The sequence below is a fragment of the Halobacillus sp. A5 genome, from assembly GCF_024189315.1.
Lineage (GTDB): Bacteria > Bacillota > Bacilli > Bacillales > Halobacillaceae > Halobacillus_A.
In genome coordinates this window covers 367239-388757 of record NZ_JAIZEO010000004.1, presented here as the reverse complement: position 1 = coordinate 388757, position 21519 = coordinate 367239, and the positions used below count along the sequence as shown (strand labels likewise).

General features: G+C 41.7%; 18 protein-coding genes and 1 riboswitch. Of the genes, 9 read left to right on the top strand and 9 right to left on the bottom strand.

From position 1 onward, the window contains the following. Positions 1-49: 49 nt before the first annotated feature. The 8 genes from sufU (at position 50) to LF822_RS17045 (ending at position 9724) form a co-directional block, all read left to right on the top strand. Positions 50-490 carry a Fe-S cluster assembly sulfur transfer protein SufU gene (sufU, locus tag LF822_RS17080; RefSeq protein ID WP_253925293.1) on the top strand — a complete coding sequence of 147 codons (441 nt, stop codon included), beginning with the start codon at positions 50-52 and terminating at the stop codon, positions 488-490. Continuing rightward, positions 477-1454 carry a CobW family GTP-binding protein gene (locus LF822_RS17075; RefSeq protein WP_253925292.1) on the top strand — a complete coding sequence of 326 codons (978 nt, stop codon included), beginning with the start codon at positions 477-479 and terminating at the stop codon, positions 1452-1454. The genes sufU and LF822_RS17075 overlap by 14 nt, the downstream gene beginning before the upstream one ends. A gap of 52 nt (positions 1455-1506) precedes the next feature. Then, complete coding sequence (locus LF822_RS17070) at positions 1507-2622, top strand: NAD(P)/FAD-dependent oxidoreductase (protein WP_253925291.1); 1116 nt, start codon at positions 1507-1509, stop codon at positions 2620-2622. Continuing rightward, positions 2600-4279 (top strand): nucleoside recognition domain-containing protein, encoded by a 1680-nt coding sequence (locus LF822_RS17065; RefSeq protein WP_253925290.1) that lies wholly within the window; start codon positions 2600-2602, stop codon positions 4277-4279. Before LF822_RS17070 ends, LF822_RS17065 begins: the two co-directional genes overlap by 23 nt. A gap of 17 nt (positions 4280-4296) precedes the next feature. After that, positions 4297-5496 carry a GTP-binding protein gene (locus tag LF822_RS17060; protein WP_253925289.1) on the top strand — a complete coding sequence of 400 codons (1200 nt, stop codon included), beginning with the start codon at positions 4297-4299 and terminating at the stop codon, positions 5494-5496. Further along, positions 5475-6068, top strand: coding sequence for a dCTP deaminase (dcd, locus tag LF822_RS17055; RefSeq protein WP_371925944.1), 594 nt, complete (start codon positions 5475-5477; stop codon positions 6066-6068). The genes LF822_RS17060 and dcd overlap by 22 nt, the downstream gene beginning before the upstream one ends. Positions 6069-6223: 155 nt before the next feature. Further along, positions 6224-7867 (top strand): metal ABC transporter solute-binding protein, Zn/Mn family, encoded by a 1644-nt coding sequence (locus LF822_RS17050; RefSeq protein WP_253925288.1) that lies wholly within the window; start codon positions 6224-6226, stop codon positions 7865-7867. Positions 7868-8119: 252 nt separating this feature from the next. Further along, the gene (locus LF822_RS17045; protein WP_253925287.1) at positions 8120-9724 is read left to right on the top strand and encodes a C40 family peptidase; all 1605 of its coding nucleotides are present in this window, start codon (positions 8120-8122) and stop codon (positions 9722-9724) included. 433 nt (positions 9725-10157) lie between these two features. Here the strand turns inward: LF822_RS17045 and LF822_RS17040 are convergent, their stop codons facing one another. From LF822_RS17040 to LF822_RS17000, 9 genes are all read right to left on the bottom strand, one after another. Then, positions 10158-11267, bottom strand: coding sequence for an ABC transporter permease (locus LF822_RS17040; protein ID WP_253925286.1), 1110 nt, complete (start codon positions 11265-11267; stop codon positions 10158-10160). Beyond that, the gene (locus tag LF822_RS17035; protein WP_253925285.1) at positions 11264-12541 is read right to left on the bottom strand and encodes an ABC transporter permease; all 1278 of its coding nucleotides are present in this window, start codon (positions 12539-12541) and stop codon (positions 11264-11266) included. The genes LF822_RS17040 and LF822_RS17035 overlap by 4 nt, the downstream gene beginning before the upstream one ends. Before the next feature lie 11 nt (positions 12542-12552). Then, positions 12553-13485 carry an ABC transporter ATP-binding protein gene (locus LF822_RS17030; RefSeq protein ID WP_253925284.1) on the bottom strand — a complete coding sequence of 311 codons (933 nt, stop codon included), beginning with the start codon at positions 13483-13485 and terminating at the stop codon, positions 12553-12555. A 175-nt stretch (positions 13486-13660) separates the two neighbouring features. Continuing rightward, the gene (locus tag LF822_RS17025) at positions 13661-14296 is read right to left on the bottom strand and encodes a response regulator (RefSeq protein ID WP_253925283.1); all 636 of its coding nucleotides are present in this window, start codon (positions 14294-14296) and stop codon (positions 13661-13663) included. Further along, complete coding sequence (locus tag LF822_RS17020; protein WP_253925282.1) at positions 14274-15428, bottom strand: sensor histidine kinase; 1155 nt, start codon at positions 15426-15428, stop codon at positions 14274-14276. The genes LF822_RS17025 and LF822_RS17020 overlap by 23 nt, the downstream gene beginning before the upstream one ends. 274 nt (positions 15429-15702) lie before the next feature. Continuing rightward, a complete protein-coding gene (gene prpB / locus LF822_RS17015; protein ID WP_253925279.1) occupies positions 15703-16623 on the bottom strand; it encodes a methylisocitrate lyase in 921 nt (306 codons plus the stop codon). A gap of 27 nt (positions 16624-16650) precedes the next feature. Continuing rightward, positions 16651-18093 (bottom strand): bifunctional 2-methylcitrate dehydratase/aconitate hydratase, encoded by a 1443-nt coding sequence (locus LF822_RS17010; protein WP_253925278.1) that lies wholly within the window; start codon positions 18091-18093, stop codon positions 16651-16653. 51 nt (positions 18094-18144) lie between these two features. Continuing rightward, on the bottom strand, positions 18145-19260 hold the full coding sequence (gene mmgD, locus LF822_RS17005; protein ID WP_253925277.1) for a citrate synthase: 1116 nt from the start codon (positions 19258-19260) through the stop codon (positions 18145-18147). A gap of 38 nt (positions 19261-19298) precedes the next feature. Beyond that, a complete protein-coding gene (locus LF822_RS17000) occupies positions 19299-19520 on the bottom strand; it encodes a hypothetical protein (protein WP_253925276.1) in 222 nt (73 codons plus the stop codon). 169 nt (positions 19521-19689) lie between these two features. After that, positions 19690-19889: riboswitch (cobalamin riboswitch) on the bottom strand. A 252-nt stretch (positions 19890-20141) separates the two neighbouring features. Here LF822_RS17000 and LF822_RS16995 point away from each other — a divergent pair. Continuing rightward, positions 20142-21509: a sodium/glutamate symporter gene (locus tag LF822_RS16995; protein WP_371925943.1), complete on the top strand. Its 1368-nt coding sequence runs from the start codon at positions 20142-20144 to the stop codon at positions 21507-21509. Positions 21510-21519: the final 10 nt, after the last annotated feature.

Here is a 21519-nt window from a genome sequence, read left to right as displayed (position 1 = left end):
AAAATAAAGCCGTTACATAGTCAATAGACGCATATCAAGGAGGATTTTCATGCTGGATGATTTATATCGTCAGGTGGTACTAGACCACGCGAAATATAAACGAAACTACGGGGAATTATCTGAGCAGAGTAATATAAACAAGGTTTATTACAAAAATCCTACGTGTGGTGATGTAATGACCTTGTATTTACGAACAGGACCAACGGGTATTGAAGATCTATCCTTCGAAGGAGAAGGCTGCAGTATTAGTATGGCGTCTTGTTCGATGATGACAGATCTTTTGAAAAAACACACGATGGAGCAAGTTTTAAGGAAGAGAGATGCTTTTGAACGTTTAATAAGAGAAGGGGAAATAGAGGAAAATATCGATTTAGGGGATGCAGCAGCTCTCAAAGGAGTACACAAATTAAGGGCCAGGCACAATTGTGCGCTGATGCCCTGGCAGGCTTTAGATAAATGGTTAGAGGAGCAGGAAGATGAGAGAAAATGATTCCAGAATTCCAGTAACAATAGTAACAGGGTATTTAGGAGCAGGGAAGACAACTTTTCTTAATCATCTCCTCAAAAATACTGACGAGAAAGTCGCTGTCATTGTCAATGAGTTTGGTGATATTGGAATTGATGATCAGCTCCTTGAGAAAACGGAAGAAGAGATTATAGAAATTAATAGTGGATGTATCTGCTGTAATGTTCGTAAAGATTTAATAGATACATTATCTATGCTTGCCATCTCGAAAAAAGAGAAAGTGATCGAGTTTGACCGTGTTGTAATAGAAACGACCGGGCTCGCCGATCCAGCTCCAGTTGTTCAAACATTTTTAATGGATAAGGAAATGATTGAAGACTTTGTTATAGACTGTGTGTGCGCCTTGGTGGACGCTAAACATATTTCAAAACATTTGGAGCAAAAAGGGGAAGCGCTAAGCCAGATTGCTTTTGCAGATGTGATCCTTCTAAACAAAACTGACTTGGTATCAAATGATGACCTGACGCAATTAATCAATCGGTTAGAAAAAGTCAATCCAACCGCTGCGACGTATTTATGTACAAACAGTCAGATTGAATTGGATAAAGTCTTAGGGATTTATTCTTTTGACTTGAATGAAAAAGTGGAAGCAGCTCCCGGCTTACTAAACAATGATCTTCACTATCATGATGACGAAATATCTTCTTTATCAATACAGGAAAGCAGGCCACTCGATTTAAGAAAGCTTAATCTCTGGATTTCATTTCTTGTGCAAATGCAAGGAGAAAGTCTGTACCGCTATAAAGGGGTGCTTAATATAGAAGGTTTAAAGAAACGCTTTGTTTTTCAAGGTGTTCATATGCTGTTTGCAGGGGAGGAAAAGAGTTGCTGGGGAACCGATCCTCGTGTAAGTGAATTGGTGTTCATAGGGAAGGATTTAAACAAAAAGGAACTTGAAAAGCAATTCAAAAAATGTGTAGCAGATTAAAAAAATTTTGCTTATTTTAAATCGTAATAATTACTATTAAAGGAAGGTTAACATGAATAAACATTACGAGGTACTTATTGTAGGCGCTGGTATTTCTGGCATAGGAGTAGGGGTTCTCTTGAAACAGATGGGCTGTAAAAGCTTTTGTCTTATAGATCGTGGGGAGATAGGAGAATCCTTTCGGAAATGGCCGAAAGAAATGAGATTTATCACTCCTTCTTTTCCATCACAAGGGTTTGGCCAGACAGACCTTAATGCGGCAGCTCCTAAAACCTCTCCTGGTTATACACTGAATGAAGAGCACCCTACAGGCGAAGAGTATGCGGAATATCTGGAGCTGCTGGCCGAACATTATGATCTGCCTGTGAAAACAGGAGTGGAAGTGAAGTATGTAAACAAGCGGAATCATCAGTTTGAAATCAACACTTCTAGGGGCGTGCTTACCAGTAAGTTCGTAGTATGGGCAGCTGGCGAGTACCAGTACCCGGATTTAGAGATGTTCCCGGGTGCGGAGCTGTGTATCCATAACAGCCACATTAATTCGTGGGAAGAATTAAAGGAAAGTGACTACATTGTTATAGGCGGATATGAAAGCGGACTTGATGCTGCCTATCAGCTGAATAATATTCAGAAAAGTTCTCGTGTTATTGCTAAAACACCAACATGGAAGCTCGATAGCAGTGACCCTAGTGTTATTTTATCTCCGTATACATTTCATCGAATGCAGGAAGCAGTGCCAGAAGGCAGGATTAAAATTTTTGAACACCAAACGGTTCAATCTGTAAGAAAGGAAGAAGATGGTGGATATTGTGTGGATACAATAGAAGGTCGTTCATTTACCTCGCAGACCCCGCCTATATTGGCCACCGGTTTTAAAGGAAGTACTTCCATGATTTCACATCTTTTTGAATTTGGGGCGCATGGAAAACCTCTGGTTAATGACTATGATGAATCCACCCAATGTGAAGGCTTGTTTTTATGCGGACCTGAATTAAGGCATGATAGCCATGTGTTCTGCTATATTTATAAGTTTCGCCAGCGATTTCCTATCATCGCTAAGGCTGTTGGTTCCAAACTTCAATTGAATCTAGACATTCTTGACTTATATCGTAAGGAAAGTTTTTATCTGGAAGATCTCTCAGGATGTGGCGAGCGTTGTGATTGCTGAGGGAAGAAAGGAAGGTGTAATAGCACTGGCGGGGCTCGAATCTGTAGGAAAGTCTGCGCTATTTAGGCATTTAACCGGAAATCAGACAGGGATTGAAACCAATGTGAAAGGTTCCACTGTTGTTTTTACACGGGGGAAATTAAAAAGGCATTCCTCTGCGGAAGTGGTGGATACTCCCGGGATCCGATACGAAGATGATAGTAAGACCACTCAAATGACTATGGATGAAACTGAAGATTTGCGTGAAATCATCTTAGTAGTTAAGGCTCCTCATTTAAAAGATGAACTCCTTCTCCTTGATGAACAGCTGGATTTAAGGGGGAAGCAGGTTACGGTGGCAGCGACCCATAAAGATAGATATGACCCCGATGAGGAAGAAAAAAGGTTTATAAAAGAGTTGTTAAATGTTCCAGTAATCTGGTGTAACAGCCGCTCTATGAAGCAGGACGAACAGGAAGAGTTATGGGAAGCTGTTCGGTCCTCGTCAAGATGGAATCTTAACCATCACTTGCTGACTTTTCTTCCAACTGCTCAGAAAGAGAAACAGAAACACAGACTTGAACAACTGTTATCCAAAAGCTTGGCGGGTCCGCTTCTGGCATTATCTATGGTTATCGGGATGTTTGCCTTTCCAGTCTTTACTGCCTATTTGTTTTCAAGTTATTTTCAGCCCATTTCTGAGAAATGGCTGGTAGATCCTTTAACAAACAGCCTTATGAATGTCCCGGGGTTCTTCCAGGAGCTGTTGATAGGAAATTATGGAGTGTTAACTCTAGGCTGGTATTCCTTCCTGTGGGCGTTTCCAGTAGTTTTTCTCATTGGTTTAAGCGTATCTATTACTGAGGAGACGGGTGTGCAGGAACGTATTACTTATGCCCTGACACCCTCGCTGAAAAAAATTGGACTGACAGGAAGAGATTTAACCCCTGTTTTAACAGGGTTTGGGTGTAATGTCGTCGCGGTGATGCAAACCAGAAGCTGCAGCAGTTGTACAAGAGGGGCCTGCATTTCTATGATTTCCTTCGGTTCTGCATGCAGCTACCAGATCGGAGCTTCTTTATCAATATTTGGCTCAGCTGGAGCGCCGCTTTTATTTCTGCCTTACATTTTTATGCTGCTTATTGTTGGAGCGGTCCATACAAGGATATGGGAGAAAAACTCTATCCCTCATTCTTCGGTATGCTCACTCCCTTATTTGCAGCCTATCACATGGCGGGGAACTATATTTCGTCTGAAAGGGAGTATTAAACAATTTATTTTTCAGGCTATGCCGATTTTTATCATCATCTGTCTGGCTGCTTCGACCCTTGACTATTTAAACGTTATACATGATTTGGTTGTTTTTATTGCTCCTTTATTAACCGTGTTTTCGCTGCCCTCAGATGTTGCGCCTGGAGTCATCTTCTCCATATTTAGAAAAGACGGGTTAATGGTACTTAATGAAGGAAAAGGTTCCCTTCTTCATACCCTGGAACTGTGGCAGGTGTTCATCTCTGTATACTTAGCTTCCACTTTGTCCGCTTGTTTAGTAACTTTATTATCTATTTACAAGGAAATGGGAGGAGGACACGCGTTAAAGCTGCTGGGAAGACAGATGATGACTTCATTAATAAGTACATGGCTGCTGGCCATGATCTTATTTGCTTTATTTAATTAAAAATGGAGGGCTTAAATATGAGTGAAAAAATTCCTGTTACTGTATTAAGCGGATATTTAGGTTCAGGTAAAACAACGCTGCTTAATCATATCTTAAACAATCGTGATGGAATGAAAATTGCCGTCATTGTAAATGACATGAGTGAAATTAACATTGACGCCGATTTAATAGAGAAGGAAGGGCATTTTTCAAGAACAGAAGAAAATTTAGTTGAAATGTCTAACGGTTGTATCTGCTGTACGTTAAGAGAGGATTTACTCATCGAAGTTGAAAAGATTGCAAAGGCTGGGGACATTGATTATATCGTCATTGAATCTACCGGGATCAGCGAGCCTGTGCCTGTTGCCCAGACCTTTTCTTATATAGATGAAGAAATGGGAATCGATCTTACCCAGTTCTGTCGTCTTGACACGATGGTTACCGTTGTGGATACCTATCGTTTTTGGCATGATTACGAGTCAGGTGATCGTCTCCTTGACCGAAAGCAGGCTCTTGGAGAAGATGATGAACGCAATCTCGCCGATTTACTAATAGACCAGATCGAATTTTGTAATGTTCTCCTGCTCAATAAATGTGACCTGGTGACAGAGGAACAGTTAAAGGCACTGACTAATGTGATACAAACCCTACAGCCTGACGCAGAAATCATTCGTACGACTTATAGTGAAATTGATCCAGCAAAAATCTTAAACACCCATCGTTTTAATTTTGAAACAGCAAGTCAATCAGCTGGCTGGCTTAAAGAGCTGATGGCAGGACCGGAGGAACATACCCCTGAAACCGAGGAATATGGAATGCATTCGTTTGTCTATGAAAGAAGACTGCCTTTTCACTCGCAGCGATTTTATAACTGGATCAGCCGTATGCCTAAATCGATTGTACGTGCAAAAGGAATTGCATGGTGTGCCACAAGAAATCAACTGGCTCTCTTATTATCCCAGGCAGGTCCGTCCGTTTCTATTGAACCTGTCTCCTACTGGGTAGCTTCCCTCCCCAAAGAACAAAAGGAACGCACCATCAAGCAGAACCCTGATATCTTAAACGATTGGGATGTTGAGTTTGGGGATCGTAAGACGAATCTAGTATTTATAGGAGTAAACCTTGAGAAAGAAACGATTATTAAAGAGCTGGATCAATGTTTATTAACTGCTGGTGAGATGGACCAGGAATGGTCTGACATGCAGGATCCATTTACTTGGGAAGTTTCTACACAATAAAAAAGAAGCAGGTGGAAGAAATGATTCTATCAAGTCAAACTATTTGCCGCTATTTGGAGAAGGAAGAGCTTATGATTCAACCATCCCCATCTTCCCATATCCAGCCGGCTTCAGTAGACCTGACACTTGGCAGTCACTTTATGACTCTGGATGAACATAGTACAGGCAAACTATCGATGAGAGAAAGAGCTTCGTATCGTGACATACATATAGGGGAGCGGGGATCTATTATTCTCCCTCCACATTCTTTTATGCTTGCGACAACGAAAGAGTGGATCAAACTTCCGGCTTATTTGACTGCGTTTGTGGAAGGAAGAAGTTCAATTGGAAGAATGGGGCTCTTTGTTCAGAATGCCGGCTGGGTAGACCCGGGGTTTGAAGGGCGCATTACACTTGAGCTTTTTAATGCCAATCGTTCTCCCATAGAACTAGTAGAAGGATGGAGAATCTGTAAATTGATACTTGCAAAAATGGATCAACCGACAAAAGCATACAGCGGCAAATACACAGGTCAATCCAGTACTACACCAAGTGCTGTCTATAAAGATTTGGAGAACCATTTTTTCCAGTAGGGGATGAAATATTGTGAAAACTGTATAATGCTTTTTCTCCCACACCTTAAGAAGAGTAACCTTTGTCCATAGACTTAGAATTAAGTGTAATCATTACTATTTACAAAACGTAATGATTACTATATAGTAATCATAGAATAAAAGGAGGAGAGTCATTGTTTAAAAAATTAACAGGTATACTTAGTTTATTTATTGTCATCATTTCACTGGCTGCCTGCAGCGGGGAAGAGACAGGTGGAAGTGGAAGCGAAGAAGAATCTCAGGATTCTGGGGAGAAATTAAAAGTATTCACAACGGTTTACCCCCTTCAGTTCTTCACTGAACAAATTGCCGGAGATGCAGCTTCGGTAGAATCTATTCTGCCGCCGGGGACAGATCCACATACATATGAACCCACGACAAAAGAAATGATTGAATTCGCTGAATCGGATGCTTTTATCTTCAATGGCGCAGGTTTAGAACCTTATGCGGATGACATCTCTGACTCTATTGAGTCAGAAGATGTTCAAATTCTTGAAGCATCTCAAGGAATTGACCTGGAAGAGCATGATCACAAACATGAAGATGAACATGGCCACAGCCATGGGGAAGAAGAGGAGCACGAAGATGAACATGCTGATGAGGAAGAAAGTCATGAGGATGAGCATGATGGTCACAACCATGGAGATCAGGATCCACATGTCTGGCTCGATCCCGTTCGTTCCATTGAAATGGCAGAAAATATCAAAGATACGTTAGTGGAATTAAATCCTGAGCAGGAAGAGGCATTTAATGAAAACTTTGAAAAGCTGAAAGAGAAACTCCAGAATTTAGATGAGGAGTATCATACAGAGATTGAGAGCTTACCTGGAAATGAAATTATTGTTTCTCATGCGGCCTACGGATACTGGGAGAAAAACTATGGGATTAAGCAGATCGCTGTTTCTGGATTAAGCCCAGAAAATGAGCCTTCTCAAAAAGAAGTTCAGAATATTGTAGAAACCGCTGAAGACCGCGGGTTAAATTATGTTCTTTTTGAACAGAACATTACTCCTAGAGTAGCAGACGTCGTTCGAGAGGAAATTGATGCTGAGACTTTACGCATACACAATTTATCGGTTTTAACAGAAGAAGACGTTGAAAATAATGAAGATTACTTTACCCTTATGGAGAGAAACTTAGAAGTATTATCTACAGCTCTATCTGAGCCATCTTCCTCCGGTGAATCCAGTGAAGAGGATGATCACGACCACGACCACAATCACGCTCATGATGAAGAAGAAGAGAAGATTTATGATGGATATTTTGAAGACAGTCAAGTGGAGGAACGAGAGCTTTCCGATTGGGAAGGAGACTGGCAGTCCGTTTATCCATATCACGATGACGGAACCCTGGATGAGGTATATGAACACAAAGCAGAGCATGAGGGCGACAAGACAGCTGAGGAATACAGGGAATATTATGAGGAAGGGTACCAGACAGATGTCGATCGTATTAAGATTGACGGAGAGACAGTCACTTTCTATGAAGATGGAGAGGAACGGTCTGGGGAGTATGTTTCTGATGGTTATGAAATTCTTACGTACGATGCAGGTAATCGAGGGGTAAGATACATTTTTAAACTGAAAGAAGAAGCGGAAGGACTTCCGGAATTTATTCAATTTAGTGATCATAGTATCTATCCGACGAAATCTGGACACTATCACCTGTATTGGGGAGACGACCGTGAGGCTTTATTAGATGAAGTGACTCACTGGCCGACATACTACCCGTCGAATATGGATGGTCATGATATTGCTCACGAAATGATGGCACACTAGTTACAATTCAAGTTAACCTTAAAAAGCAGGAGCCCGATCAATGGTGCTTCTGCTTTTTTGTACGTTAGAAAGGAAGAAAGCGTGGAATTGTACGATTTTAGATATAATCAGTAGCAGTTTATCTTTTGACTGAAAAGACCCATAGAACCTCAAGGCATTCACCTTGTATGCTAGTAATAGTGGAGGGGATTAGGTCCTCTCTATGATGGTAATAAATTCAATATTCATTAAAAACTATGGAGGCATGATTGTATGAAGCGATTTTTATTTTCTATGTTTTTGTTGAGTTCTTTTTTTCTAATCTTCACAAATACCGCCAAAGCAGAGGACCTTGATCCTGCGGCTGAACTTGCCCTGGATTTGGTCGGTGAAAATGAGCAAGGGTATATTACGTCTGAGCTGGTCCAGCATGTGTATCAAGAATCAAAGTCAATTTCTCTCCCGGGGAGTGCTGCTGACCAGTGGGTTGAGGGGGAAAACGTTGATAACCTTCAAGCTGGAGATGTAGTATTTTTTCAAGGGACATATTTAATGTCCGGGATTTACATAAACGACGGACGCTTCGTGATTGTTACGAGCGAGGGGATCTCCGAAAGAAATTTGGAAACCAGTGAATATTGGGCGGACGCCTATCAAGGGGCCAGACGGTATTCGGAGGATAGTTCTCCCCATTCCTCAGACAATGAGATTGTAGAGCAGGCGAAAGACTTAATTGGGACTCCTTACAAACGAAATGGGTCCAGTCCAGACGAAGGATTTAATACAGGCGGTTTCGTTTACTATGTCTTTAAAGAAGTAACCGGAAGCTGGTTGTCGAAACGTCCATCTTCACTACTTGAAGCCGGCATGGACGTTGAAAAAGACGAGCTGGAGACAGGAGATCTTGTCTTTTTTAAAAATGATGAGGAGGAACTGATATCAGGTATATATTCAGGGGATGGCCAGTTTATCATAGCCACTTCATCCGGTGTTCAGGAAAGAGATTTGAAATATCACAGCTATTATGCCGATCGTTATATAGGCGCTTCTCGCTTTACTGAAGACATCCTGGAAAAATCTAATCCCGACACGTATTCCGACCATGAACACCCGGCCGTAAAAGAAGCGATGAATTATTTAGGGACCCCTTATTTATTAACAGGGAGCACGCTGGAAGCCTTTGATTGTTCCTTTCTCGTACAAATGGTATTCCGTGACTCAATGGACATCTATTTGCCCCGAATCACTTTTAAACAGTGGAAAGTAGGTGAAGACCTCAATATTGATGAATATGAACTTGGCAATGATCAGCTTACTCCTGGAGATGTTGTTTTTTTCTCTGGCACATGGCAGGAAGGGATATCACACTCCGCGATCTATTTAGGTAACGATTATATTGTCCATGCTACCGGCGAAGAAGGGGAGACGACCATTTCTTATATGAGCGAGTATTGGCGTGATCACTATACAGGCGCTAGAAACTTCGATGATATTGCCATTCAATATGAAAATGAAGCGGTTTATGAAGCACGCCAGCTGGTAGGGACTAAGTATACTCAAGGAGGCGTATCTCCTGAAGAAGGGTTCGACACGGGCGGGTTCGTTCAATATGTGTATGGCGAAGCTCTGCAGCACAAATTACCGAGATATGGAAGTCAGCAATGGAAAGAGGGAACTAAAGTATCCAGAGAGGAAGCGGAGCCGGGTGACATTTTCTTTTTTCAGGGCTCTAGTATTATCCCTGCTATTTATGTTGGAAATGATCAAATGATAGTCGCGACTAAATCTTCTGGTGTTGCAGTTATAGATTTAACCATTAGTGATTATTGGCCATCCCGTTACATCGGTGCAAGAACATATGATGTAGAAAGTGAATAGAACACGGGAAAGGCCCAGCTTTACGAGATAAAAGATCTAAAGAACAAGATAAAAGAAAACACTGCCTTATGCGGAGATTTTTCATGAGGTGGTGCTTTTTTATGAATAAAGGTTATACAAGTGGTGAGGTATTACATGAGAAATTGATTAAAGGCATGAATTGTTTTTTGTTTAATATATAGGTAAGAGGGTTAAAGTAACCTTTCCTTTCTAGATGCTGTTGTTTGCGTTGCCGTGTAGTATTTCGGTATGGAAGTTGTACAGCGTAAAACAGGAAACGTTAAATATTGATACTATAAAGAATTAATGCTACTGATGAAGATTTGCCAACTTCATTAACTCCTCATGGCTTAGAGCTAAGTGTACAAAAACCATTTAGATGTTCTTCATCTAAATGGTTTTCAATTTGTGTGGTGAACCCGGTTATTGAAGATTAGTACGTCCTTCGTTCCACAAGATTAACTCCAATACCCATGGCAACAACGCCGATTAGAGTCATTAATACAAGTGGTTGGATAATTTCCTGCCAGTTGGCGTCATATATAACAACGTTAATGATGGCATCCATAGCATGGGAAACGGGAAATAGGTCTCCAATAAACGTAAGCACAGGGTTATTGAGCGTTCCTGGCATCATATAAGCCCCGCTGATTAATGGAATAATTGGAATAACTGAAGGGTAAATAGCGTAAAACTGCTCCGGATTTTTAACAATCCCTGTAAATAGTGTTGCGATACTCACCATGCTGAAGGTGAAGAACGCAATAATAACAATTAAAAGACCCAGTCGCTCACCGACGTCATAGTTTAATACATACTTGAAAATAAGGATGGCAGACATCGTTTGTACAAAACCGATAAAGCAAGCGTAAGTAATGTACGCGGTATACATGCCAGTTTTTGAAACAGGTGATAAAATCATCCGATCCCATAAACCATACACTTTATCTTTCATAATATTGTTAACTCGAAAGCCTATAATAAACATGGCAATTAACAGAGTAAAAGCAAACATTAACTGGGTGCCCATATCATAATTAGAAAGTTCGTCACCAGCAAGAGAGGCAACTTCCATTTCCATTGGTGGATCGTCCAGCTTTGTAGTAATTTCTGCTCTCAAACCCTCTGGGTCTTCCGACTGTTCAACTGCTGTGCTGATAAATGCTTCCTTTTCAAATACTTTTCTTACGTGCTGATCAACGTAGGGAACGGTCGGTATATTTGATGATTTAATCAGTTGGTAATCATTTTCAAACAGCCTGACAGCTAGATCTGAACGCCCTTGTTGTACATCCTCTTTTGCTTCTTCCGGCGTAGTGGTAACGAAATGAAGGTTGTTTTCGTCTCCTTCATTTAAAAGACGCTCCCATTTTTCTTCAATCGCCTGTGCATGATCTTCTTCACTAAAAATAGAGATGCTTTCAGGCGATTGAGTCCCCCCTGTAAAAATGAGTGTTACTCCAATACTAGCTGCGATAAAAACAATAATTAAAAGCGGGTTCCGGCGTTCTTTCGCCAATTGCGCTAAAAATACTGAAATCATGAGATTTCCCCCCTCTTAGGGTACAACAGTAGACATACTATAAAAGCAATCAGTGTGAGGCTGAGTAAAGAAAGTGCCGGCATCCAAAGAATGGATAAGTCCTCTACTTGCAACCATTCCATTAACACAGCCAGCGTCAAACCATTCGGTGTCCATTCACCGATTTCCTGAAGCCAGTTAGGCAATATATAGATAGGAATGAAATTTCCTCCGATGGTGCCGCAAAATATAATAATAGCCATGAAAATACCGTTAGCTGTATCTGGATTTTTTAACCTTAAGGAAATCGATGTCAAAATAGAAGATAACCCTGCAATCGCAAAGGAATAAATCGACGCCATGAAGATTAATCCCATCCAAAAGGTTAATGATCTTCCAGAAAAAACACCCAAAATTGCATGGGAACCTATAAATATTAATACGATTTGCATCCAGGAAAGGATAAAGGTTGCAAATGTTTTACCAAATAAGAAGTGAAAAGCAGGCGTATTCGTTAGTGCAATTCGATTAAAGGTATGCTCTCGTTTTTCAATCCCTGTACGGGTTGCCACTGTACTAGCCATAAATAAAACAAACAATGCCCCCATAGATATCGTGAAATATTGGTCAATTGAAATGGTGAAAGAGGAATTATCTGCCATCATTTCTGTGGCGCCTTCAGGACGCTGGATTTCAGAAGCATTTATTTCACTGCCTGATGCAGAAATGGCATACTGCAGATTCATTTGCTCTAGGAAACCTTGAATGACATTATGAACCATATCTACTTCAAACGATGTTTTCTCTGCAATAAAGCTTAATTCAGTTTTATTTTCTTCATCAAAATGAATGGACTTTAGTAACTGCGCGGTGTAATTTTCCGGAATAATGAGTCCGGCATCGAGATTACCACTTTCAATACCCTGATCAACTTCACTTCTTGACATGGTTTGAACGGTAAGCCAATGCTCTAATTCAGGACTCGTTAGATATTCCGTTATCATTTCTACTGGTGGTGCTTCTTGGATGGTTCTTATCAATTCCGGTTTCATATCATCTGGGATCTGTTCAGATTGAGTAACCGACGCTTCAAATTCTTCCATCGCTTCGTCTTGATCATCTTCAATCACCAAACCTAATGATAGATCGAAATTCTCGCTTTGATCTTCATCAAATAACCCGGACATTGAGACACTGAGAACGACAACTAATAAGAGCGGTAAGAGGATAACGGTTACTACTTCTTTGCGATCACGCCAAAATAATAGTAAATCTTTGATTAAAAATGTCAGCATTCAGGCACCTCCTAATCTCTCAAAGTCCGGCCGGTTAAATGAAGAAAAACATCCTCAAGGCTTGGGTTTTCCATCTGGAAATTGAGGATCTGAATATTTTGCTGATCTGCGAATTTAACAAGAGAACTAATAATATTCGCTGACTTTTTGGCGATAATTTTAATGCCGTCTCCTGTTTCTTCAACTTGCCTGACGACATCTATGTCTTGTATTGCCTTTATAAAATCTTCGTTCATCTGATTTAGCTGCACTTTCATTGTGTCTTCATTGGAAAGAATGCTTAATAGCTCTGAGTGACTTCCAGAAGCAATCACTTTTCCGTGATCCATAATGTAGACACGGTTACAAAGCTGCTCCACTTCCTCCATGTAGTGACTGGTGTAAAGAACTGTAGTTCCGTTACTCTCATTTAATTGGCGGATCATATCTAAAATGTAATTACGGGACTGCGGATCGATTCCGACCGTTGGTTCATCTAGAATTAATATTTTCGGGTTATGCAGCAGGGCGGAGGCAATATTGATCCGGCGTTTCATTCCGCCAGAGAACGTTTTAATGATATCCTTCTGCCGATCCTTAAGCCCGACAAGCTCAAGCGTTTCTTGAATACGCGATTCTAATTGGCCCTTTGGTACACGGTAGATACGTCCGAAAAATTTCAAATTTTCATAGGCGGTAAGCTCTTGATACAAAGCAATCTCTTGTGGAACGACACCGAGCACTTTTCTTATATTACCCGGATCGCTGATCACACTTTTTCCATCTAATTTCACGTCACCGGATGTTGGTTTTAATAAGGAAGAAATCATGGAAATGGTCGTTGACTTTCCTGCTCCGTTTGGGCCTAGTAAACCAACAGATTCTCCCTTATCTAAATAAAGGTCTACATCTTCGACGACCGTTCTTTCTTTGAAAGCTTTACTTAACTGTATAGTTTCAATCATGGCCGAACCTCCCGATCTTATTTCGTTAAGCTTAAGGTCTTCAACAATCTAGATGAGTATGAATAATCAACACTTGCATTAAACACGGTCATTTATAAAATAAATGAAAAAAACTAGAGCCGCTACTGACTCTAGTCATTTCATCACTGAAAACCGTGACTTCCGTCATTTTTAGTTACACAAGGTGGTGGCGGATCGCGTAGATAGCTAATTGGGTACGGTCACGTAATTTGAGCTTATCAAAAATGTGACTCGTATTATTTTTTACAGTTCCGACAGAGAGCCCAAGGCGGGTGGAGATTTCTTGATTGTTCAAACCTTCGCCGATGCATTTTAAAATGGCCCTTTCCCTGGGTGTTAAGCTTTCATCTGCTTTCGAAGGAGGAGACTGCTGATTTAACAATGTCGGCATCACTTTCGCTGCGACCTGGTCTTCAATCGATAACCCGCCCGATATTGCACTTTTGATTGAACGTATCAGTGATGCCGTATCCCCGTTTTTTAACATATAACCGTTAACACCAATTTTGAGCGAATCCATTACATATTGGTCATCGTCAAAGGTCGTCAGCATTAATATTTTTATTGACGGCCATCGTTCCCGCATCATTCTTGCCGCTTCTATTCCGTCCATGCCGGGCATCCGGATATCTAAAATCGCCAGGTCAAATGCCTGGTTCTCACAAAGCTTAATCGCTGATCTGCCTTCATCTGCTTCGCCGGTTATTTTTATTTCCGGATCAGATTCAATCATCACTTTTAATCCCTGGCGAACCATAATCTGGTCTTCAGCTAGGAGTACTCGAATCATGAAGATCTCCCCATCCTTTCAATTTTACCCAGCCTCGTAAAATGAATTGTTTTTCATTACTTTGAGCTTCCAGACCTCCACCTAACTTTTCCAATCTCTCCCGCATGGACATAAGCCCAAAATCTTCCTTGAATGTATGCGCCTGTTGCACTGGGTTGATGATCTCAAATCTAAAAATGCTTCGGCCAGGGGCATCAAATGTAATTTGAGCCTCTCTTGCATGACTATGCTTCATAATATTAGTTAATCCTTCCTGAACGGCACGATAAATGGCAAAGGATTGTTCACCAGTGAGCGGGGCAGCGAAAGCTCCATGATTAACAGAAAAATGAATACGGATAAAGCTTTCTAACTCCAGCTTACGAAGCAGGCGCATTACCCCTTGTAAGCCGCCGATTTCTTCCTGTTTAAATGTTTTTACCGCTCGACGAGTTTCTTGCAGGCTTTCATTTGCTAGTTTCTTTAATCTTTCCACGTGAGGATGCTCTTTTGTTTCGGATTGGATTCTGTAGGCTTCTAACTGCATGATGAGTGATGTTAATTTATGGCCGATAGAATCATGAATTTCCTTTCCGATCATCTGCCGTTCTTCCTGTCTGGCGCTTGCTTCATCCCGGGCTATACGTCTTTTAAGCATACGATACTCACTATGAAGGAGCTCATATTGAGATGAAAGCTTCTGATGCTGTTTATCTTTTATTTTATAGTAAATTAACCCTGAGCCTACGATTAAAACAAAAAATACAACGAATAATGCTGTTAGGGTGGACACATTTCCGAAAGCTAAGAAACCCATAATGGATAGGAGACTAAGGAGAGAGGGAAAGACAATCTGCTTGACGGGTAACCGTTCCGCTGCTTCAGCCATAAGAAGCAAGTAAATTAATAAAACCAGTAGAATACTCGTTTCATTTGCTGGAAAAATGAAAGAGGTGACGACAGCATTTATACAGAACAGCAGAGTTAAATACCAAGATTTCTTGTGGAAGAGGGGGATTAAAAAGAATAATGTGAAGTAAACCGCGACTCCCGATAACTGCCATAAATGTTGGTCTGCGTCATTAAATAAAGGGTACGTTAAGGTGCCCCAAACTAATAAATGTAATATTAACCAGATTGAAAAAGATTTCATTCGTATCACCCTGTTTCAACAAAAATATCGACAGCATCATGTTTCAGATAGCTGCAGGTTCATAACGATAGTCGTATCTTATCACATTTCACCTGGCAAAAAGTATGCTGTTCCATACTATTTTCTAGTTGTATAGGAAATTATAAATTTTTTTCACGAGAAGGCTCGGGCGTTCGTCCGCGGTAAGCGAGCGGGCGCACAAAAAAGCTTGCAGAAAAACATAGGGTTTCTCTACAAGCAGAAGGATTTGTTCTCTTCTCTTTTTTTCATCTTTTTATTTATTTTCTTTTCCAATCTCCGGAAGCACGGTCTTCGCTACTTTTTCGTCTAATGCTTCATAATCATAATACTTAATGGTTTCATACAGCTCTTCACGCGATTGCATATCGCTGAGCTTTTCTTTCTGCGTATCGTTTTTCAATATCTCTGTGAAAACCCGCTCATAGGCTTTGGCTGCTGCGCGAAAAGAAGTGACCGGGTAAATGACCATGTCGATTCCAAATGATTGAAATTCTTCTCCTGTAAAATAAGGGGTCTTCCCGAACTCGGTCATGTTTGCGAGCAGGGGAGCGTTAATAGCGGATGAGGCGTGCCGGAAGTCTTCTTCACTTGTGAGGGCTTCTGGAAATATGGCGTCGGCTCCCGCTTCGACATATCGGTTAGCACGTTCAACGGCTTTATCCATCCCTTCCACTGATTTTGCATCGGTTCGTGCAACGATGACAAGCGTAGGGGCGACCTCTTTAATTGTGCGGATTTTCTGCATCATTTCCTCGGTTTCAATCAGCTTCTTCCCGTTCAAGTGGCCGCATTTTTTCGGCAGCAGCTGATCCTCGATCTGCACAGCCGCTGCTCCGGCTTCTACCATTTCTCTCGCGGCACGGGCGACGTTGATGACTCCTCCATAGCCTGTATCTATATCGACAAGGAGAGGGAGATCCGATGCCCGGATAAGTTCCTGGGCTTTTTCGGCCATTTCGTTAGAGTAAATGAGCCCAAGATCAGGGAGTGCACGGCTTGCTGTATAGGCAGCTCCCGATAAATAAATGGCATCAAAGCCGATATCTCTTGCAATTTTGGCAGACATTCCATCATGGGCGCCGGGAATTTTTAATAATTCTGGTCGGGTGATCATACGTTTAAAGACTTCTGCTCTTTCCGGTTGAGTCGTCCTGGGTTCAACAATCCATGACATCTATAAGTCCTCCTTACTTAGCTTAAGTTAAATGTGGAACTGTTCCATGAATTGATTAACAGGTGTATCTATTAACTCATCATAATCCTCACATACGTTTAAAATACGGTTGACCTGGCGGAACGGAAATCGTGTCTTCAGGTTGTCCTGAAATTTGTTCAAAAGCAGAGGAATCCCTTCATCGCGTCTGCGCCGGTGGCCGATTGGATATTCAATTGCTATTTGCTCGGTATGAGTCCCGTCATTAAAGAACACTTGGACAGCATTGGCAATCGAGCGTTTGTCAGGGTCGAGATAGTCTTTGCTGAATTGTTCATCTTCAATAGTTGCCATCACATTTCTCAATCGATCGATTTCAGGATTCCGGGCTACTTCATCTTCATAATGATCCGCGTTTAAAGATCCGTATAGAAGACCGATGGCTGTAATGTACTGCAAACAGTGATCGCGGTCTGCCGGGTTATGAAGAGGTCCTTCTTTATCGATAATTCTTATCGCTGATTCATGAGTCGTAATGGTCACACTTTCAATGTCATGGATTCTATCTTTAACCTGATCATGAAGTTCAATAGCCGCTTCAGCTGCGGTCTGTGCATGAAATTCAGCCGGGAACGATATTTTGAACAAAATGTTTTCCATCACATACGAACCAAAAGAGCGCGCCAGGGTTAATTCTTTTCCACCGAAAAGCACATCTTGAAAGCCCCATTTTGGTGCAGACAAAGCTGTCTTATATCCCATTTCACCGTTCATTGTCATTAAGGCCAGGCGGACACCGCGGCTTGTCGCATCGCCGGCTGCCCACGATTTCCGCGAGCCGGTATTCGGTGCATGACGGTATGTGCGCAGACTGGAGTTATCAATCCAGGCTTGAGAAACAGCATTGGTGACGTCTTCTTTGCTTCCGCCCAACATGGCAGTCACTACGGCTGTTGTTGCGACTTTTACGTAGAGCACGTGGTCAAGACCTTCACGGTTAAGACTGTTTTCAAGGGCTAAAATCCCTTGAATCTCATGAGCTTTGACGATATTTTCAAGCACTGAGTCCATTTTCATCGGTTGTTTTCCATCTGCAATTCGCGTGCGGCTGATGTAATCGGAAATTGCTAAAATTCCTCCTAAGTTGTCTGAAGGATGTCCCCATTCTGCTGCCAGCCATGTGTCATTGTAATCAAGCCAGCGGATCATGCAGCCGATATTGAAAGCTGCGTGTACGGGGTCAAGCTCGTAGGACGTTCCGGGAACGCGGGCGCCATTTGGTACGACGGTGCCGGGTACAATAGGTCCTAAATGTTTGGCGCATTCCGGGTAGCGCAGGGCTAAGAATCCACAGCCTAATGTATCCATTAAGACATATTGGGCTGTTTTTAAAGCTTTCTCGCTGGTGATTTCCCCATAAACGGCGTATTCAGCGATACGCTGCAGAACTTGATCGGTCGTCTGTGCCATATTAACTTTCACTTCTGTCATGTGTTCATCTCCACCTTTCACCTATATGTAATGATTGCGGTCGGTTCCCTTTTAAGGGTGCAGACCGCGCGGGCCGGTATAGAGAACCCTCGGTCTGAACAATTTGTTGTTAGCATATTGTTCGGAAACGTGAGCGCACAACCCCAGGGTACGTGCAGCAAAGAAAATGGGTGTGTATAAATCAATCGGGATGCCTAACAAGTAGTAGACGGGGGCCGCATAGTAATCCAGGTTCGGGTACAGTCCTTTTTCTTCTTTGATCAGTTGTTCTCCTGCCTCGCACATCTCAAAAAGGTCTTCGCGTTTCCGCTCTGCAGCCAGCTCGCGTAAAGCTTCTTTCATCAGGGCGGCTCTTGGGTCCATCTTCTTCATGTAAACCCGGTGTCCAAAGCCCATCACTTTTTCTTTATTATGAAGCTTTTCATAGAGAAGGCGGCGGAATCCGTCTGTCGTTCGGCCTTCTAACAGCATGTGCATGACGGCCTCATTAGCTCCTCCATGCAGGTTACCTTTTAAAGAAGCAACCGCTCCGGTAAGCGCACCGTAAATATCTGCATTTGTTGAAGCAATTACGCGGGCTGTAAAGGTTGAATTGGGCATTTCGTGTTCACTGTACACCATTAAAGACTGATCAAAATACTCAGCTTCCGCTGGGGAGGGGACCTTGCCTGTAATCATGTATAAAAAGTTTGCGCTGTAAGGAAGCTCCTGTTTTGGTTCTACAACGGCTTCGTCGTGAAGGATGTGGTAGCTGTTGGCAGTGATATTAGGAATTTTCGCTAAAAGTCTGAGGGCGGTTCGGCTGATTTCTTCTTCTCGGCGTGCATTTAAATTTTCCTCGTATCCTGCAAGCGCCGAAACCCCTGTCCGCAAGGCATCCATCGGGTGAGTGTCTTTAGGAAGTCTCTCAAACAGGGAGAAAAAACCTCCCGGGAGGTCATATTCGTTTTTTAATTCCCGTTCAAGAGAGTTTCGCTGCTCCTCGTCAGGCAAATCACCTTTCAGTAATAGCTGAACTAAATCCAGATACTGCTTGTTTTGGGCAAGTTCAATCAGGTCATACCCCCGAAGGACAATTTCTTCCGCATCTACATCCAAATAAGAAAGCTTCGTTTCTGTTGCAATCACGCCGTCTAAACCGGGTTTATAAGCCGTTTGCTTTTGCATTTGAATCCTCCTAATTGCTCAAATGGTAAACGCTTTCATTACTTTCTTGAAGACACCCATGTCCTGCCCGAGATTTCTTTATGGACAAGTTCATATGCTTGATCAAGGTTTTTAAGCTCATGATTACAGCCATCCTGACTGCCGATTTCTTCTTTTAATTGTTCGTAAGCTGCTCCCAGCGAGGGGGGCACAGAAGAAATTAAGCCGTTCATGATATAGGATTTGAACTGATTTACGTATAACTCAACGGAACCGGTCAAATATATACACCTCTAGTCACATAGAAATAAAGCCAATAAAAAAACAACTTCCAGAAGAAGTTGTTAAGTTGAGATCACAGTTGTCCAGAATAAGCAGGTCACTCTTAAGGAGACACACCTGTTCATACTCTTTCCACTCGCACTTAACACCCCCTATCCTCGTAGGTATTGATGTTCGTTGAAACAGGCAGGTCTCCTGGCTTATGATCAACACTCCCTGGACCCTTCCCACTCTCGTTTCCACCGAGAACAGTGGTCTTCCAGTTCGCTCCCAAATACAGTTGCGGGACAGCATCGGATTAACACCGATTTCCCTTTTAAGCAGATAAGTCTCAATTGCTTACCTGCACCTGAATCAAAACGTATTCAATTTTGACTTTTTAAATATAACAAAAATTTTGAAAATAAACAAATATTTCTAAATCTAGGCAGGAATTTGTTTCGCTCATATTTTAAGGCCTTCAAGGAGGATTCTTGCAGGCATAAGAGAGTAAATAAAGAAACGCCGCACTTAATTTTTAGAAATTTATTAATATTTAATATTTACATGGTCGATTATCATGTTGTATATTTATCATACAAATTATGATAGCGCTTTCTTTTTTGGGCGTTTTAGGAGGTATGAAATTGTCCATATGGGATTTAGCCATTGATGTAGGATTGATTTCAGTTTTGTTGTTGGTTGGTGTGATATTAAGAGCAAAAATTCAAATCGTTCAAAAATTATTTATTCCCGCTAGTATTATCGCAGGAATAGCTGGGTTGACTTTAGGGCCTAATGGATTTGATTTGCTGCCATTTTCGGAGCTTGTTAGTGATTATCCAACTGTATTGATTGCTGTAATTTTTGGTGCGATTCCAATAGGAGCGGCTAAAGTAAATTGGAAGCAGACGTTTGGTCGTGTAAGGAATATGTGGATATATTCTATGCTCCTCACAATGCTTATGTGGGGCGGGGGAGCAATGATTGCGTACATACTTTTAGCTAACATTTGGGATATTCCGAGCGGGTTTGGTTTAATTCTGGGTGCTGGTTTTCTCGGTGGACACGGAACGGCTGCAGCCGTAGGTGAAGCTTTTAGTGGTCTCGGATGGGAAGAAGCTACAGCTCTTGGCTATACTTCAGCTACCATTGGATTAATTTGTGCCATCCTGGGCGGACTGTTGCTCATTAAAATGAATGCGCGTAATAATCAAACTAATTTTATTTCAGATTTTAAGGACTTACCAAATGAATTAAGAACAGGCTTAGTTCCTCGTGAAATTCGTCAATCTTCTGGAAGTGATACAGTTTCAAGTAATTCAGTGGATCCATTATTCTTCCACATTGCCTTGCTTGCGGTTGTTGTAATGTTTAGTTACTTCTTACAGGAAGGAATACAAGCGATATTCCCGCAAATCAGTATTCCATTACTAAGTCTTTCATTTGTGGTCGGTTTACTGGTTCAATTGACTTTAAACACAACCAATGCCAATGATTATGTGGACAAACGTGTGATCGACCGCATAAGTGGAACTGCAACAGACTTGATTGTTGCTTTTGGCATTACATCTATTAATCTTGCTGTTGTTGCTGCATATGCTTGGCCTCTCATAGCCCTCTTCATTTTTGGTGTAATATGGGCCTACTGTATTTTCAGATTTATTGCGCCCCGTGTTTTCCATCGTCACTGGTTTGAAAACGCTATTTTTGGATGGGGGTGGAGCACAGGGACAGTTGCAATGGGGATTGCTTTGTTACGGATAGTGGATCCTAAAACAAAAAGTACTACCTTAGATGACTACGCTTTAGGGTATATTGGCATGGTGCCTGTCGAAATTTTGATTATTACTTTTGGTCCTATCATGATGATGGCAGGAACAGGAGGTTTATTCTCCCTCATTTTATTAGGAGCAAGTGTGGTGCTTATTATCATTGCCGCCAAGTCAGGCTGGCTGACTTCTATTCAGGAGACTAGAAATATTAGCAGAGATTCTAATGTTTCATAAAGAAAGGACG